14 protein-coding genes are annotated in these 15,552 nt (G+C 29.4%); 3 read left to right on the top strand and 11 right to left on the bottom strand.

Translation table 11 applies throughout. The annotated features are described in order from the left end of the window. Positions 1 to 413: 413 nt before the first annotated feature. The 5 genes from ACX6CF_RS01550 to ACX6CF_RS01530 all read right to left on the bottom strand — a co-directional run bounded on the left by ACX6CF_RS01550 (position 414) and on the right by ACX6CF_RS01530 (position 5,235). A complete protein-coding gene (locus tag ACX6CF_RS01550; protein ID WP_458783534.1) occupies positions 414 to 1,370 on the bottom strand; it encodes a DUF4003 family protein in 957 nt (318 codons plus the stop codon). 87 nt (positions 1,371 to 1,457) lie between these two features. Beyond that, the gene (locus ACX6CF_RS01545; RefSeq protein ID WP_458783533.1) at positions 1,458 to 2,648 is read right to left on the bottom strand and encodes a class I SAM-dependent rRNA methyltransferase; all 1,191 of its coding nucleotides are present in this window, start codon (positions 2,646 to 2,648) and stop codon (positions 1,458 to 1,460) included. Between the two features lie 28 nt (positions 2,649 to 2,676). Then, on the bottom strand, positions 2,677 to 3,708 hold the full coding sequence (locus ACX6CF_RS01540) for a TRM11 family SAM-dependent methyltransferase (protein WP_458783532.1): 1,032 nt from the start codon (positions 3,706 to 3,708) through the stop codon (positions 2,677 to 2,679). A gap of 24 nt (positions 3,709 to 3,732) precedes the next feature. Next, positions 3,733 to 4,608: an N-acetyltransferase family protein gene (locus ACX6CF_RS01535; protein WP_458783531.1), complete on the bottom strand. Its 876-nt coding sequence runs from the start codon at positions 4,606 to 4,608 to the stop codon at positions 3,733 to 3,735. Between the two features lie 90 nt (positions 4,609 to 4,698). Beyond that, positions 4,699 to 5,235 (bottom strand): TetR/AcrR family transcriptional regulator, encoded by a 537-nt coding sequence (locus tag ACX6CF_RS01530; protein ID WP_458783530.1) that lies wholly within the window; start codon positions 5,233 to 5,235, stop codon positions 4,699 to 4,701. Between the two features lie 165 nt (positions 5,236 to 5,400). Between ACX6CF_RS01530 and ACX6CF_RS01525 the strand changes: the two genes are divergently transcribed. From ACX6CF_RS01525 to ACX6CF_RS01515, 3 genes are all read left to right on the top strand, one after another. After that, positions 5,401 to 5,868, top strand: coding sequence for a hypothetical protein (locus tag ACX6CF_RS01525; RefSeq protein WP_458783529.1), 468 nt, complete (start codon positions 5,401 to 5,403; stop codon positions 5,866 to 5,868). 901 nt (positions 5,869 to 6,769) lie between these two features. Then, entirely contained in the window at positions 6,770 to 7,249 is a 480-nt protein-coding gene (locus ACX6CF_RS01520; RefSeq protein WP_458783528.1) for a TrmO family methyltransferase domain-containing protein, read from the top strand. A gap of 9 nt (positions 7,250 to 7,258) precedes the next feature. After that, positions 7,259 to 8,131 carry an AraC family transcriptional regulator gene (locus ACX6CF_RS01515; protein WP_458783527.1) on the top strand — a complete coding sequence of 291 codons (873 nt, stop codon included), beginning with the start codon at positions 7,259 to 7,261 and terminating at the stop codon, positions 8,129 to 8,131. Between the two features lie 203 nt (positions 8,132 to 8,334). Here ACX6CF_RS01515 and rlmH read toward each other — a convergent pair whose 3' ends face one another. The 6 genes from rlmH to ACX6CF_RS01485 all read right to left on the bottom strand — a co-directional run bounded on the left by rlmH (position 8,335) and on the right by ACX6CF_RS01485 (position 15,542). Next, positions 8,335 to 8,814, bottom strand: coding sequence for a 23S rRNA (pseudouridine(1915)-N(3))-methyltransferase RlmH (gene rlmH, locus ACX6CF_RS01510; RefSeq protein WP_458783526.1), 480 nt, complete (start codon positions 8,812 to 8,814; stop codon positions 8,335 to 8,337). Between the two features lie 112 nt (positions 8,815 to 8,926). After that, positions 8,927 to 10,213, bottom strand: a complete 1,287-nt coding sequence (locus tag ACX6CF_RS01505) for a UDP-N-acetylglucosamine 1-carboxyvinyltransferase (protein ID WP_458783525.1) — start codon at positions 10,211 to 10,213, stop codon at positions 8,927 to 8,929. A 177-nt stretch (positions 10,214 to 10,390) separates the two neighbouring features. Then, the gene (locus ACX6CF_RS01500) at positions 10,391 to 11,293 is read right to left on the bottom strand and encodes a two-component system regulatory protein YycI (RefSeq protein WP_458783524.1); all 903 of its coding nucleotides are present in this window, start codon (positions 11,291 to 11,293) and stop codon (positions 10,391 to 10,393) included. 45 nt (positions 11,294 to 11,338) lie between these two features. Beyond that, a complete protein-coding gene (locus tag ACX6CF_RS01495) occupies positions 11,339 to 12,748 on the bottom strand; it encodes a hypothetical protein (protein ID WP_458783523.1) in 1,410 nt (469 codons plus the stop codon). Positions 12,749 to 12,788: 40 nt separating this feature from the next. Continuing rightward, positions 12,789 to 13,568 carry a hypothetical protein gene (locus ACX6CF_RS01490; protein WP_458783522.1) on the bottom strand — a complete coding sequence of 260 codons (780 nt, stop codon included), beginning with the start codon at positions 13,566 to 13,568 and terminating at the stop codon, positions 12,789 to 12,791. Positions 13,569 to 13,793: 225 nt separating this feature from the next. Continuing rightward, on the bottom strand, positions 13,794 to 15,542 hold the full coding sequence (locus ACX6CF_RS01485; protein ID WP_458783521.1) for an ATP-binding protein: 1,749 nt from the start codon (positions 15,540 to 15,542) through the stop codon (positions 13,794 to 13,796). Positions 15,543 to 15,552 lie beyond the last annotated feature (10 nt).

Here is a 15,552-nt window from a genome sequence, read left to right as displayed (position 1 = left end):
TTAATGAAATATATATTAATTATTTAATTAGAACTTTATACCTATGTTTTTCTAATTATCAAATAAATTGCGTAATTTTTTACTTATATTAAATATATACTATATTACAATATATTTCAACTTAACATAATAGTAAGTATAAGGTTAATTTTGTTCATAAATAAGCAGCTATAATACAAACTTTCAAAAAATTTATACTCAGCCACTATATAAATACATTATAATTTTGCAAAATCAAATCCGTTACATCGTCAATAGTATAATATGCAATTCAAATGAAATTAAATATGTTATTTTAATTATTATTTCACAAAAATTGTACATTATATGAAGGAAAAAATCAAGGAAAATATATTGAACTTATTGAAATGATTTTATAGATGTTTAAGTTCAATATAATAGCTATTTATTATTTAATCGGTAGAAATAATTTTTGATAATATAGCTACTAGTAAGGAGTATTGAAGATTAGTCTGAAACTTGTCATCACCAATATAATATAGAGTATGGTTATCATTATCTTTCAAATCAAGTATTGTAAACATTGCTACTACTAGATTGAAATTTTTGTTTTTCTTAAAATACTTAGTACTGTTTAACAGATGGTAAACTTCGTATATCTCTGCAACCTCCAACTCGATATCCTCTAAGACAACAGCACTCATCAATCCTATAAGTGCAAAGATGACACCTTTTATTCTCATCCCTTTTTGTTTCATTGATTTATAGATTGATATACAGTTATCAATAACCATATCCCTTTTATCTTCTGTGACCACTAATGCAAGAATATGAGACAGTAATTGCAGATTATTGCCTCTGCGAAAACAATCTTTAGCTAAATTCTTATAATAATAATCTATCTCTTCCATTAACCTATCAGTATCTTTTCCTGCTTCTGACAAAAGTACTGAAAAAGTATAATCTTCCTCACCAGTTATGAAAGAATGCTGATCCTGCATATCATAATATATATCTCTAGAAGCTTCTAATCGTTCTTTTACATCTTTCTCATCTAACAAAATGAATGCAATAAACAAACTATATTGTGAATACAAATCAAATTCATTAACCAACTGAATATTATCTAATAAAAAGTTTATCTTAGTAAACGGATAATCATATTTAATTATTAGAATAGTCGCTATTATGAATCTTAATTCGCCACTAAGGGGCGAAAATCCCACCTTTCTCTTGATTCTTTCGCTCATTTCATCAAATAATTCTAATTGAAAGGGTCTGTTGGATATAGAATATAATAAAGATACTATTTTTATTGTTTCATTAGATATATCCTTGTCTAATTTGGATTTTATTTCATTATAGATACTTAGATAATTATTAATGATTTCTTTATTTTTTGCATTCACAACTATATCCTCCCTTATTTTTTATGATTAATTCATAAAAGTAAATTACTAACTCTTATACTAATTACTTTTCGAGCATTCACATTACTATAATTTTTCTACAAATAACACTTTTAGATAATTACTCTCTTTATATTTAGTATTAACCTTAAAATCAGTTGGTAAATAAAATTCTTCTAAAATATTATATTCATTATTTGTTTCGTGAAACGCTCTACTCATAAATTCTTTAAATCTTTTCATATCAAAAGAACTACAATTAGTAGATGCTACTATTATACCACTTTTTTCAGTTATTAAGATAGCTTCTTTCAATAAATTTGTATAATCTTTTGATGCACTGAATATATGTTTTTTAGATTTCGCAAAGCTAGGTGGATCTAGAATAACTAAGTCAAACAGCAAGTGTTTTTTTACTGCATATTTAAAATATTTAAATACATCTTCTACTATTATATCTTGCTCATCTAGATTCACATTATTAATACTAAATTGCTCTATAGTCTTTTTTCTACTCCTATTAGCCAAATCTACACTCGTAGTTTTCTTGGCTCCCCCTTTTGCTGCAAAAACAGAGAATGCACCTGTATAAGAAAACGTATTTAATACATTCTTATCTTTCGCATACTTTTCTTTTATCATATTCCTAACAACTCTCTGGTCAATAAAGAAACCTACCATAGCCCCTTCATTAAGATAAACAGCAAAATTAATTCCATTTTCTTTTATGATAATAGGAAAATCAGCTCTTTCACCAATTACAAAATCATCTTGATCTATATATTTTCCCCCATCACTAAATCTTTTCTTCTGATATATGCCTTTATATTCCGTTATCTCTGTTAACGCCTTAATGATATGCTCTCTAAACATATAGATTCCTTCACTATACCAATTAATTAAATAATAACCGTCATAGTAATCTATAGTCACTCCACCGATATTATCTCCCTCACCATTAAAAACACGAAAAGCTGTTGTTTCTCTATCATCATACATTTCCTTACGAAGATTAATAGCTTTTTCAACTTCATTTCTGAAGTATTCGTAATCTATCTTATCTTGTTCATTATATGTTAATACCCATCCATTCCCTTTGTTTTGCTTACCATAATAGCCTTTTGCAACAAACTTTCCATTATTGTCAATAAGATTAATGACCATTCCTTCATGAGTAAGCTTATCAGTGTCAATAACTGCGTTTTTCTCAATAAGAGGATATCCTCCTGCTATCTTATCGATAAAATTTTTCTTCAATCTAATATTTGTTTCATTCATATGATTCATCCTAACTTCATCTATATTCTTATATCTTAACAGCTACTATCAAGTTTCTATTTATTGATTGATTAACTCTATGTAAGTAATCATTATAGGGTGGTTCATTCAATACTTTAAATCCGTTTTCTTGTAATACTGTTGATATATCTCTATACTTCATTGTAAACTCATTATATGATAGAACCATACTTCCTTTTACTTTCAACGCATGATTCCATGCGGGTATAGCTGTTTTAATAAGCTCTAATGGACTTCTTGATATATCTGAGCCCTTATTGTTTTTACTTCCATGCTGAACTCCATAAGGTAAATCAGATACGATTATATCACATGATTTTTTCTTAACAAGAATATTAGCTAATGTAGTATCCGAATTAAACATTTGAAACGTCTGTATGTTTCCATTATTATAATCAATTTTATTAGCTGCTGATGTAAGGGTAAATACATCTGCTATCTTTTTACCTTTTGAATTAGACTGCTTAGAATTTATAGCCTTATGCTTATACCTTCCTTCTTTCAAAAATCTAATAAGATAGGTCCCGATTTCCTTAGTCCATTGTGCATTTATTTCTATCCCTTTAACATCATATCCTCTAATGAACCCTTCATATAAAGTAGTTCCTTTACCACACATTGGATCAAATAGAGTAATCTTATTACTGTGTGTATTACATGAACTAAGAGCAAGATTAACCATGAGTCTTGTAAATTGTTCGTTTGTTTTACCATTATATTTTAAAATCTGAACCATACTCTCAGGGAAAGTATGAAAATCAGGAATACAAATAGGTCTTAACAATTCACCTTCTACTATTTCAAATAAAGCATAATAAATAGATGAAAATCCTAAAACTCGAAAATCTTCATCTTTCAACTCTCTATCTGTAGAAAAACCTATTGATGCTGGGAGTCCTAGCTCTACCTCTTCAATATTATTAATCTTCATATCATATGCTCCAGCAATCGCTTCAAGCTCTGAACTAGCGATTTTAAGTGCTGAATCAAAATAAATACGATTATGCCCTGGATTTGCGAGTATTACGTATTTATTCATATAAACATCCTTCCTTTCATTCTGTTATTTTTTCTTATTCAGTTCAAACCAATCACTAATCAGTTCGCTTTGTCTGAATCCTCTACTCTTATACATATCATAAGCTAACTTATTATTTGTTACAACAGATAATCTAATTTTCGTCACTTCTTTTGTATTAAGAAATTTGATTGCGGTTTCTAAAAGTCGTTTCCCATATTTTTTACCTCTAGCAGCTTTAATTAATCCTAAATCAAATTCTCCCACACCATCTTCAATATAGACTTGTAAAAATCCCACCATATCATTATCTACCGTTACTATATAGTAGAGATTATTATCATCTGCATTTTTTATATACTCATCAACCTCTTTTTCTGTTAACGAAGCCCCATTAGGAACTTCACTAAATGCATCATTATAAATCTTTAAATATTCTATTTTATTATCTTTTGATAACTTGATTATATCTAGAGGTGAATATCTGATTTTTCTATCTTCCAGTATCATTTTTATTGCAGAATATTTCTTTTCCCAATTTAAAGAGTTTAAAATTCTAATTATTTTATGATCTGACACCCCTAAGAATATTTCTTCTGCTCCATTTTTTTTGGCTATTTGCTTTGCTTCAGTTATTATATCAGATACAACTTTTTCATTATCATCTATTTTTTCACTTATATCTAAATTAATTACATATGCTATTCCTTTTTGACTACATTCCTTCAATACAATTACTACTCTTCCACTTACTTCAGCTTCGTCAATTTTTATAATGACTCCTTTACCGAAACCATAATCCTCAGACAACATTTGTTTGTCTATTTCTTCAAAAGATGATTTACTTACTTTATCTCTATTAATAAATTCTATAAGCTTTATTTTTTCTGATTTACTTAATTCTAGATAGTTTTTAATCATAAATACCTCCATGATATCTATTTTAAGTTATCCATTTTTCTAGTATTTTAATTATGGCTATGGGATTTCTACTATTAGATAGAGAAATAATTAATCAGATAATTTATTATCAGACAATACTTGTATTATCTTCGTTATCTTGTCTGCCATCTCTACATAAGATTCTTTCATGCCGCCCTCAATCCATTGTATTGTTATAGCATCAATACCTCCTACAACAAATTCTTTTAAATATATATCATCTATGGTAGGCAATAATTCTCTAAAGTTTTCTGAAAATTTTTTACCAATTCTTTGGGAGAGCTTATCTAGTTGATCACATTTCATTAAAAGATTTGTATAGGGGGATTCTTTTAGCACCTTGAATCGAAACCTTAGAAGATCATTTAGACTTGGATTCTCTTGATTACCAATCTCTATAAGAACCTGTTGCAAATAAGTTTCAAAACAATATAGTAAAATTTGTTCTTTCTCCTTAAAATGCCTGTACAATGTCATACGTACTAAACCAGCCTCTTTTGCAATCTCAGACATAGTAATTTCTGTTAGGTCTTTAACTTCTAGCAACCTAAACAATGCGTTTTTTATCAAGTCTTTTGATTCTTTAATCTGCTTTTCTCTTTTCATGTTACATATCACCTCATGTGTATAAGATAATGTCCATCTATTGAAATCCGCTCTACAACATTATATAATATAACCATAAAAGTTACAACGCAACATTTATTAAAATTATTTTATCTACATTACCAGATTATTCGAAATAACTTTATTGAAGGAAGGATGTTAATTTTGAAAAAATTGATTAATAAACTTTTCCCCAAAAACATCAATAATAACTATACTGGCTACAAGTTTGCTCAATATTTCTTTTATGCCTTAACAGCTCTGACATTATGGCGCAGTCAGCATCACTTATTTGCAGCAGATGGAGGTGCACAGTCTATTGCAACGATTCCCCTAGACACCTTTACTAAAGCTGGTGAAGCTACTGTAATAGGTATTTTTAGCTTGTGGGGTCTTTCACAATTAATTATTGGAATATTATATTTAATTACATCTTTAAGATATCGTGCGATGATACCACTAATGTATCTGCTTATGTTTGTTGAGTATCTCGTACGCGCAACTTATATTCCAGCGTGTAAACCTATTACTACAGTTGGGACAGCGCCAGGAGAAGTAGGTAATCTACCACTTATTGTATTAAGCCTTATCATGTTAATTTTTTCATTGCTCACACCAAAAGTCAAGAATTAATTAATAATCTACCTAGTCTTTTAAAAAGCCCCTTTAACTATTAATTAGTTAAGGGGGTTGCTTCAAAAACCGCAGTTATTTATGGTACGGTTCACCGTATATACTACAGCGGCGGTTTTTTATTAATCTTTTATACAATGACCACACTCTTTATATTTTCTATCAATGAATGACTACTTTATTTTCAGCAATATAATTCTCATAAATATAATTCATCCTGTCACTCCTTCGTTCAAGATAGATTCTAGCCTATTTTTCACTTTTTCTGCTGGTGATAGTGCTGCAATTGTCTTTTCTATTTTAACCTTTACGGGACGGTTTTTCATCTGTTTTATGAGTTGCCTTTTCTAATGCTTCTCACCCAATAGCTTGGAGCATTGATTCTTCAAGGGTTTACTCCCTGAAATGTGAAGTCACAAGATAGAGGTTATTCTTGACCTTGGTTTCACTTTGTAATGTAGTTTCTGTACTTTCTTTAGTAGTAATTGTTTGTTCCGTTTTTAACTTCTCCATCTTGTGACCTCCTTCCCTTACATTTCTAATTCTTCTTCATCAATATAAGTTCTCTTAGTAATTCGTACTGTTTTTCACGTCCTTTTTCTTCTAATAATGCTTCTTTAAATGTTATAATGATCCCTTCCATAAAAAAACTAATTCATGTCTCATAATCACCTTTTGCATGAATATTGAATAGACATTCGTAATAAATTTCTCTATTCATCTTAAAATTTTCCATAACAATTGAGCAAAAAACATCAAATCCAATACTATTTCCAACATTTATTATCAAGATAACGTCCATTGTACTTGTTAAACTATATATGTAACAGCAAATATATATATCCGTAAACATAATATTGGTATATAATCCAAAATAATTACGGTAGAAAGAAGGATAATAATGAATGTAAATCTAACACAAATTGCATCTGTAAAAAAAGATGAAAAAGGTTTTTATATTCAACTAGCGAATGAATTCAAAGATGGACTAATTAGTCTTACTGGTTTTACTAACTTAAATATTTTGTGGTGGGGTAATCTTTATGATACTATAGAGTATAGAAAGAATGTGGTTATAAAAAAACCATATAAGACTGGACCAGATGAAGTTGGTGTTTTTGCAACTAGATCACCTATTAGACCAAATCCAATATTACTTACTGTTATTTATGTTGCTAATGTTGATATAAAAAATGGCCGCATCTATACACATTATATTGATGCAGAAATTGATACACCTGTACTTGATATAAAACCTTATTTCCCATGTACAGATATTTCAAAAAACACGGGAACACCAGAATGGTGTGCTATGTTACCTGATTCAATTGAAGGTTCAGCAACATTTGATTGGTCTAGTTTTTTTAATTTTGAAGAATAAGGAGCTACAATGAATAATCGAAATGCGATTTTCAAATCAATTAACACGATAGAAGAAACTATTGAGAATAACATTTTAATACCTGAACTGGCCAAGCAATACGGTTTCTCATCCTACTATTATAGTAGGCTATTTAAAGGAATAACTGGATTTTCACCAAAGAGTTATATTACTGGAAGAAAATTGACCTTATCGACTTCTGATGTAATTTTGAATGAAATGAAAATTATTGATATTGCATTTAAGTATGGATTTGGCAGCCATGAAGCTTATACCCGGGCGTTCCAGAAAATGTTTGGATTATCTCCTTCTGAAGTGCGTAAAAATAAGACGTATCCTATGGACCGAGGCATGAAAAAATTGACACCAGCAAGAATTCAACAAATGGATCATCTTGTGAAATCGACTCCAGAACTTATTGTGAAAGATGATATAAAATTAGTGGGTATTCCATTTTATTATGATATTCAATTTAATAATAATTTGTCTGAACCTTGGGGGCATTTAATGAGTCATTTAGGTGTTATTAAAAATAAAGTTGAACCCCAACGGTTTTATCAATTACAATATTGGTTTCCTGAACAAGATACTGAAAGTATTTATTTTTATATTGCTGTTGAAGTAAGCGACTTTGAAGATATTCCAATCCAATTAACAGAGAAAGTGATTTCTAAGCATAAATATCTAAAGTTTCAACATAAAGGGTTAGCAAATCAAGTTGGATATACCTATAAATACATTTACAATGAATATTTACCAGAAACCGATTACCAATTACCATATTTGTTTAACTTTGAATATTACGGAAAGCAACACTTGGGTCCGTACAATGCTGATTCAATTAGCGATATATATATACCCGTTAGCTTAGATATAAAGTGAAAAGTTAAGTTTTCTTTTTCTTCTATAATTTATAAATGTTAAATTTTTTTATAAAAACAGGAATCATTAAACATATTATTCCTGTTTTACAAAACACAATATTTACAATCCTTAATCACTGTTTCAACTTACATTATTTCCTTACTCGTCTCGAAACCCCTTCCACATGTGTAGTATATGTAGAAACTCACAAAAAATCGCCGTTATTTATGGTACGGTTCACCAGCATTAATTCTAAAACATCTATATATCTGTTCAAGTAATATAACTCTCATCACCTGATGGGGAAATGTCAATGTAGAAAAACTTAATCTATAATCAGCTCTCTTCAGCACTTCTTCCCAAAGTCCTATTGAGCCACCGATAATAAATGTAATATGGCTTTTACCTTCTATTCCTAGATTATCTATTTTTTGTGCCATTTTCTCAGATGTTAACATTTTCCCTTCAATTTCTAATGCAATTACATATGAGTTATCTCTTACATTCTTTAATATTTTTTGTCCCTCTTTTTGCTTTATCAATATTTCCTGGGTAATAGACATTTTATCAGGAGTTTTTTCATCCATGACTTCTATAATCTCTAATTTACAGTATTTGCTCAATCTCTTACTGTATTCATCAACTGCCATTTTCAGATACTTTTCTTTTAGTTTTCCAACAGTAATTATAGTAATTTTCATCCCATCATCCATTCGTAAATTTTATTTATATGCTTTATTAATAGATATCTTCCTATATTAAAAAAGGACTTATCAAAAGTCCTTTTTTTATTATCATTTTAATAGTTATTATTTATACCACCTTGAACATTGATTTATCTGCTTTCTCTGCAACTCTAAAAATATCTGCTCCAAGGTTCGCTAGCTTATGCTCTATATGTTCATAACCTCTATCGACAAATTCAACACTAGTTATTACTGTTTCACCTTTAGCTGCCAATGCCGCTAAGATAAGTCCTGCTCCTGCACGAAGGTCAGGTGCTGCAACTTCTGCTCCAGTTAACTGCTTAACTCCTTCAACAACAGCAGTATTACCTTCCACTTTTATATTAGCTCCCATTCTGTTCAATTCATCAGTATAGGAGAATCTGCTTTCAAAAATACTTTCTGTCATAATACTTGTTCCAGATGTCTTTGATAACAACGCAGTCATTTGTGGCTGCATATCAGTTGGGAATCCTGGATATGGCAATGTTTTGACATGTATATTCTTTAATGGTTCATTAGCTTTAACACGAATAGCTTCATCATATTCTTCAATGACTGCACCCATTTCAATAAGTTTAGCTGAGATAGCCTCCATATGTTTAGGTATTATATTTGTTACAGTAACATCTCCACCCGTGATAGCACCAGCAATCATATATGTTCCAGCTTCGATTTGATCTGGAATAATCATATATTCAGTTCCGTGAAGTTCTTCTACTCCAGCTATTTTAATCACATCAGTACCAGCACCTTTTATCTTTGCGCCCATACTATTTAAAAAGTTAGCTACATCAACGATATGTGGCTCTTTTGCTGCATTCTCAATAACAGTTGTTCCTTCTGCAAGAACAGCTGCAAGCATTATATTTATTGTAGCGCCAACGCTACTCATATCTAAGAATATGTTAGTACCTATTAAATTATCTGCTGTAGCTTCAATTATACCATGCTGAACTTCAACTTTTGCGCCTAAGGCTTCAAAACCTTTAATATGCTGATCAATCGGTCTACTACCAATATTACATCCACCTGGTAATGCTACTTCTGCTTCTCTATACTTGCCAAGTAGAGCTCCTAACAAATAATAAGATGCTCTTATCTTCTTAATATAATCATAATCAACTTTTAGATTGTGAATATTTCTAGTATCTACTTTAATTTTATGTTCATCTATATATTCGACCAGTACACCTAGTTGTTCCATTGACTGCAATAAAACTTTGATGTCTTTAACACACGGTACATTCTCAATTATACATACATCATTAGCTAAAATCGCAGCTGGTAATATTGCAAGAGCCGCATTCTTTGCACCACTAATAAAAACTTCACCGGTTAGTCTCGTATTGCCCTTTATCACTAGTTGTTCCACTTTTACACCTCTCTTAAGTAAACTTTCCCACTAATGGGCTGTAAAATGTTATTTTTCTTACTAAATAATATTATTTCAGACGTTTCATTCTCTGTCTAGTCTAATCTGCGTATTTTTTTGACCAAAATAAATTATAGCATACTTTACTAATTTTGTAAAAGTAGTAATTTGATACCTCTAGTTTTCATCTTCCTCTAGGTCAAATATACCTTTCGTGTAGAATGTATCTTTATTCGTATACGCATTAATATAATGGACTTCATTATTACCAAGCCTTATTCTATACCAAGGCTCTGCTTTCAGAATAGTATTTGTATCAGTAATATCTTCTTCTTCAACATAATAACCAATATCTATTCCGTTTATTTTTATAAGTTCATTATTATCCTTTTGTCTAATATTATGCATGAATTTATATAAAACTTCATCTATAGGATAGATTTTTTTACTTTCACCAACAAATCTAATTGGTTCATAACGATTCTTCACTCGTGCTTTTACTTTACCATTATCATAAAAAATAATGCCTGCAGTATTACTGAGGATTGTTTCACCTTTATATATATCGTTATATTCAACCTGATAATAATTATAATTGTCATCAGGTTCATTACTGGTTAACATCATATTACCTTCAGTAGTCAATTTTTTCATTAGAGTTTCACTATAATCTTCAATTGTAGATTTATCAAAATTCTCAACTATCTGGTTTTCAAAACTGTTAGAGTAGAAAATACTACCCTTCTTGGTTCCTTGATATATAATAAGATTTTCATTTTCTTTACTATATCGATGATCCAGATTTATATATGTAACAACTACATTTCCAAACAATTGTTTTCTGACCTTGTCTTCATCTAAATTCCTAAGTTTTACTTCTATCCTTTTTCTAGGTCGAAATTCTGGTAATAAACAATATATATACATATCATTTTTACCTAATACTTCTCTTAACTGTACCTCTTTTTCCGTAGTTAAAGTATAATCTTTCTTGCTCTTGTATTCATACATTCCATAGAGCAGAACATTCATAACTAGAAATAATATTATAAAAATATTAAGTATCCTACCAAAATTCATATTAACACCTACTTCTTACTAATAGTAAAATATACTTTTTATGACCTACTCTTGATTAACAGTTCTTGCCTCATTATTAAAAATTATATTATCTGTAATTACCGTCCAATTTAATTTCATATTTTCTTTCAAATAATTGATTTTATAACCAAGAAACATGTCATTTATTTTCTTTCCTTGTTCTTGCGGATACTTTTCTAACATTCCATTAATAACACTAATATAATCTACACTAAATTTTTCAGGTGGTTTAATGTAATCATCTAAGTCTAGATCTAGTATGATTCTCTTGTAATTAACAACTTGTCCATCCATCACAGTTAATTCCATGGGATATTCCATATTAAGATGTTCCATATAATCTTTTGGAATATCAACATTAATATCATTATACTTATAAGAAAAATAAAATATACTTTTATTACCTGAAACAATATAATTGCTTAATGAATATTCTTGTTTATTAATAATCTTATCTTTCTTATTAATAAATTTTTCTGCTATGTAATATGAATCAATTATATGCAGGTCTTTTCTATTCTGAATATCATTATTAATGTATTCAACTACACCTTTAGTATCATAATACACGAAAACACTCTCATCAGTATATGTAAATTTCTCTGCATCTTCATCATTAGCTAATTTCCATTTAATATTGTTTTGAAAAAAACCATTAACATAATCTTCTAATAAACCACTCTCCAACTTATCATCAACATAGAAAGGTTTTTTTAGATATACCTCATCTGTATATAGAGAACCTTTCTCTGGTAGTAACACATTATTAGTGAATAACTCAAGTCCCATATTTCTAGTGGACATAAAACTTGGAAGCACTTGATTATTCTCTATATCTCTCATTGATTCAAAAAGAGTATCATTAAATACTTGAATATCTTTTCTTTTTATCTTAAGTGCCTTAATATCATTATAATATTTATCATTTACAAAATATACAAACACATATTCATTCATCTCATCTGTTGGCACAATAATAATCTCATTAAAATTATTAATCTTACTTACAAAATCCAGATTTCTAATATTAAGATCTTTTACTAACAGATCAGACTCTATTAGAAATGGATATTTTAACAGCAGATTGCTTTTTTCCCATAAAATATTTGTAGGAATCTGTTCCTCTACCATTTCTCCGTCAGCTACTATTGCTTTCAAGAAGTTTACTGAATTACTGAATAAATCCTGAAATTTTTTATTGGTTTTTTTAATAAGGGAATATTCTTCTTCTGGTGAGTATAAAGCCATTATATCAGGCTTAATAAAATAATATCCATTGTCTTTTTTACTTTCTTCTGTAGGATTATGATAATTCATTATATCATAAAAAAGGTTAAGGTCCGATAAATCATCAAACCATAACCTTGTTGTCTGATATAAACTAAGCACTATTAATGCCATTAAGATTACTGTTTTTAACATATTATTTTTCATGGAAATCACACCATTACTTTTTATATAATCCTTAATCCTTTTAATTACTAGTTAAATCACTAAAATTCTTAAATAGATCAAATGAATCATCATCAACAGATTCTTCTTCTACTTTTTCATCAGAATCTTGTTCATCATCATTAATCTTAAATTCAATTTCTATATTTTCAAGTTTTTCTCTTGTTTCTTCTTCTTTTCTATTAAGAACATAAACTCTATATTCTGTATCATCATCTTTCATAACTGCAATACAGATGTAATTGATTCCTATAGTATTAAGTTCAATTGTTTCATCAAATATCTTAGAAAGACCTATTGTCTGGTATTTGGATTGATATGTGATATTAAGTTCACCATCTTCTGTCCAACTATCATAAACCATGATACCAACAGTTATACCTTCTTCACCATTTCCTGATATCTTCTTAGTAGAAGAAAATGTCGGTGCAACATTAATGAAATTACTACTTGATTTTAGAGAACTTCCATCACTATCCTTCACATCAAACCCTTTATTTAATTGGAGATATGAAAAGGAATTAATTTCTTTCTTAGCTGCATCTGATTCTTCTTTGTTAGAATCCATGATATCTTTATTAAGGTCTATATATAAATCAGTCATAGGATGACTTTGAGTATTAGCTTCACCATCATTATAAATAAATTCATCTTCATCTAATTGAAATTCTTCAAAGAAACTTAATTTTGGGGTTTCTTGACTAATGTCTCCATTAAAATCTGGGGCTGCACATGCAATTATTGGCATACATAAAATTAAAAATGCACTTATTATGATTATTCTAATTGTTTTTTTACACATATGCTTACCTCTTTCATCAAATATTTCTTCTTATATTAATTATATCTCTAATCAACCTATATTATTAAAGATAATTGGTCATTTCACTAATTAATACTAGATAATATAAATCTAACAAGAACATCGAACTATATTCTATATATTATCTAATACAATTATACTAGATAAATATTACAATTTTATTACAATGAGTTAACTATTACATAACAATATTCCAAAAGGCTTCTATCCCTCATACGGAAAGTACAGATAAAAGCAAGTTCCTACTCCAACTTCACTAGTAACATTAATATGTCCTCCATGATAATCCATGATTTCTTTTGCTATAGCTAGTCCCAGTCCAGTTCCTCCCATAGCTCTTGAACGTGCTTTATCAACACGATAGAACCTATCAAATATTCTCGTTAAATCTTCACTAGGGATACCCATTCCTGTATCTTCTATCATTGCAACTATATAATCACTTTCTTCAAATACATTAATTGTTATAGAATCTCCTTCATTACTATATTTCACTGCATTAGATATTATATTCTTAATAACTTGTTCAATTCTATTGGCATCACCAGTAATCTTATAATCACATTGATTAGAATTATAGATCATTGTTTGTTGTTTTTTCTTAGCATGTATCTGGAACTTATTGATACTTCCTTCTACTATATGTGATAAGTTAATAGACTGCATCCTGAATTTTGTCTGCTTATTATCTAGTCTTGAAAGTTCTAACAAGTCTTGTACTAAAGCCGTCATTCTATCACTTTCATGATTAATGACATTAAGAAATTCTACTGTTATCTCTTTATCATCCACTGCTCCATTAATCAATGTTTCCGCATAGCTTTTAATAGTTGTAAGAGGAGTTCTTAATTCGTGAGAAACATTAGCTACGAATTCTTTTTGCATCTCTTCCAACTTTTTATGTTTTGTTATATCTTGGATAACACATATACTTCCCATAATATTCTCATTCTGGTCCAAATAAGGCGCAAAACACAGGTTGACATACTTTTCCTTTATTCGTATGATATGCTGCCTTATTCCCCCCTTTATACGCGTCAAAAGTCTATCATAAGTAGTATCTAGATAATCTCCAAATATATCAATGAAAGTATTCTTGTTAGTTAGTCCTATTAGATTTCTAGTTGCAGGATTACCGTGTATCAATAAACCATTAGTATCAAATACTAAAATTCCATCAGTCATATGAGCAAAAACTGTTTCTAATTTATTTTTTTCACTTGATATTTCAGTTATATTATGATTAAGCTCTTTTGCCATAATATTAAAATTCTTAGTTAGTTCTCCTATTTCATCATTAGAAAGAACTTCAATGGGATTATCAAGATCCCCCTCTGACATGTCCCTAGCCTTATCAGATAAAGCGATAATGGGTTTTGTCAAAAAATTAGAAAACATGAATCCGAATGCAATTGAGAGAATTATTGCAAAGAGAATGGCCAATAGAATTATTTTGATAGTACTGTATAAATTTGTTTTAACCTGCCCTGATGGTGCTAACATATAGATAACAGCAACTACTTGTTCATCAACCTTTATTGGTCTTGCATAACCTACGTACTCTTTTTCTTCATCTTTATTCTTCTCATATACTTTATCAAATTCTTTCATGGTATTATCATTAATGGCTGCTATGACCATTGGGGTAAGATATGTCTCTTCAACTATTTTATCCGCAAATATTACTTTTCCATTAGTATCAAGTAAATATAATTTTCTTTCACTATCTCTATATTCTTTAATAGCATTTTCCCACTTGCTGATGGCTTCCTGCTTGGTACTGCTTTTACCTATAGCTTCCATACTTGTGGAAATAGACTTCTCGAGGCTACCCTCTATTTCTCTATATGCGTTACTACTAATTCGTGTAACAATCATAGTTCCACAAGCAATCATAACAATAAGCACCAAAAGTACATATATAGTAACCATTCTCCATTTTAAGCTTCTCATTCTCATCTCA

Source organism: Vallitalea sediminicola (assembly GCF_054408565.1).
The sequence above is the reverse complement of the archived record's forward strand: the minus strand, read 5'-3'. Positions and strand labels throughout refer to the sequence as shown.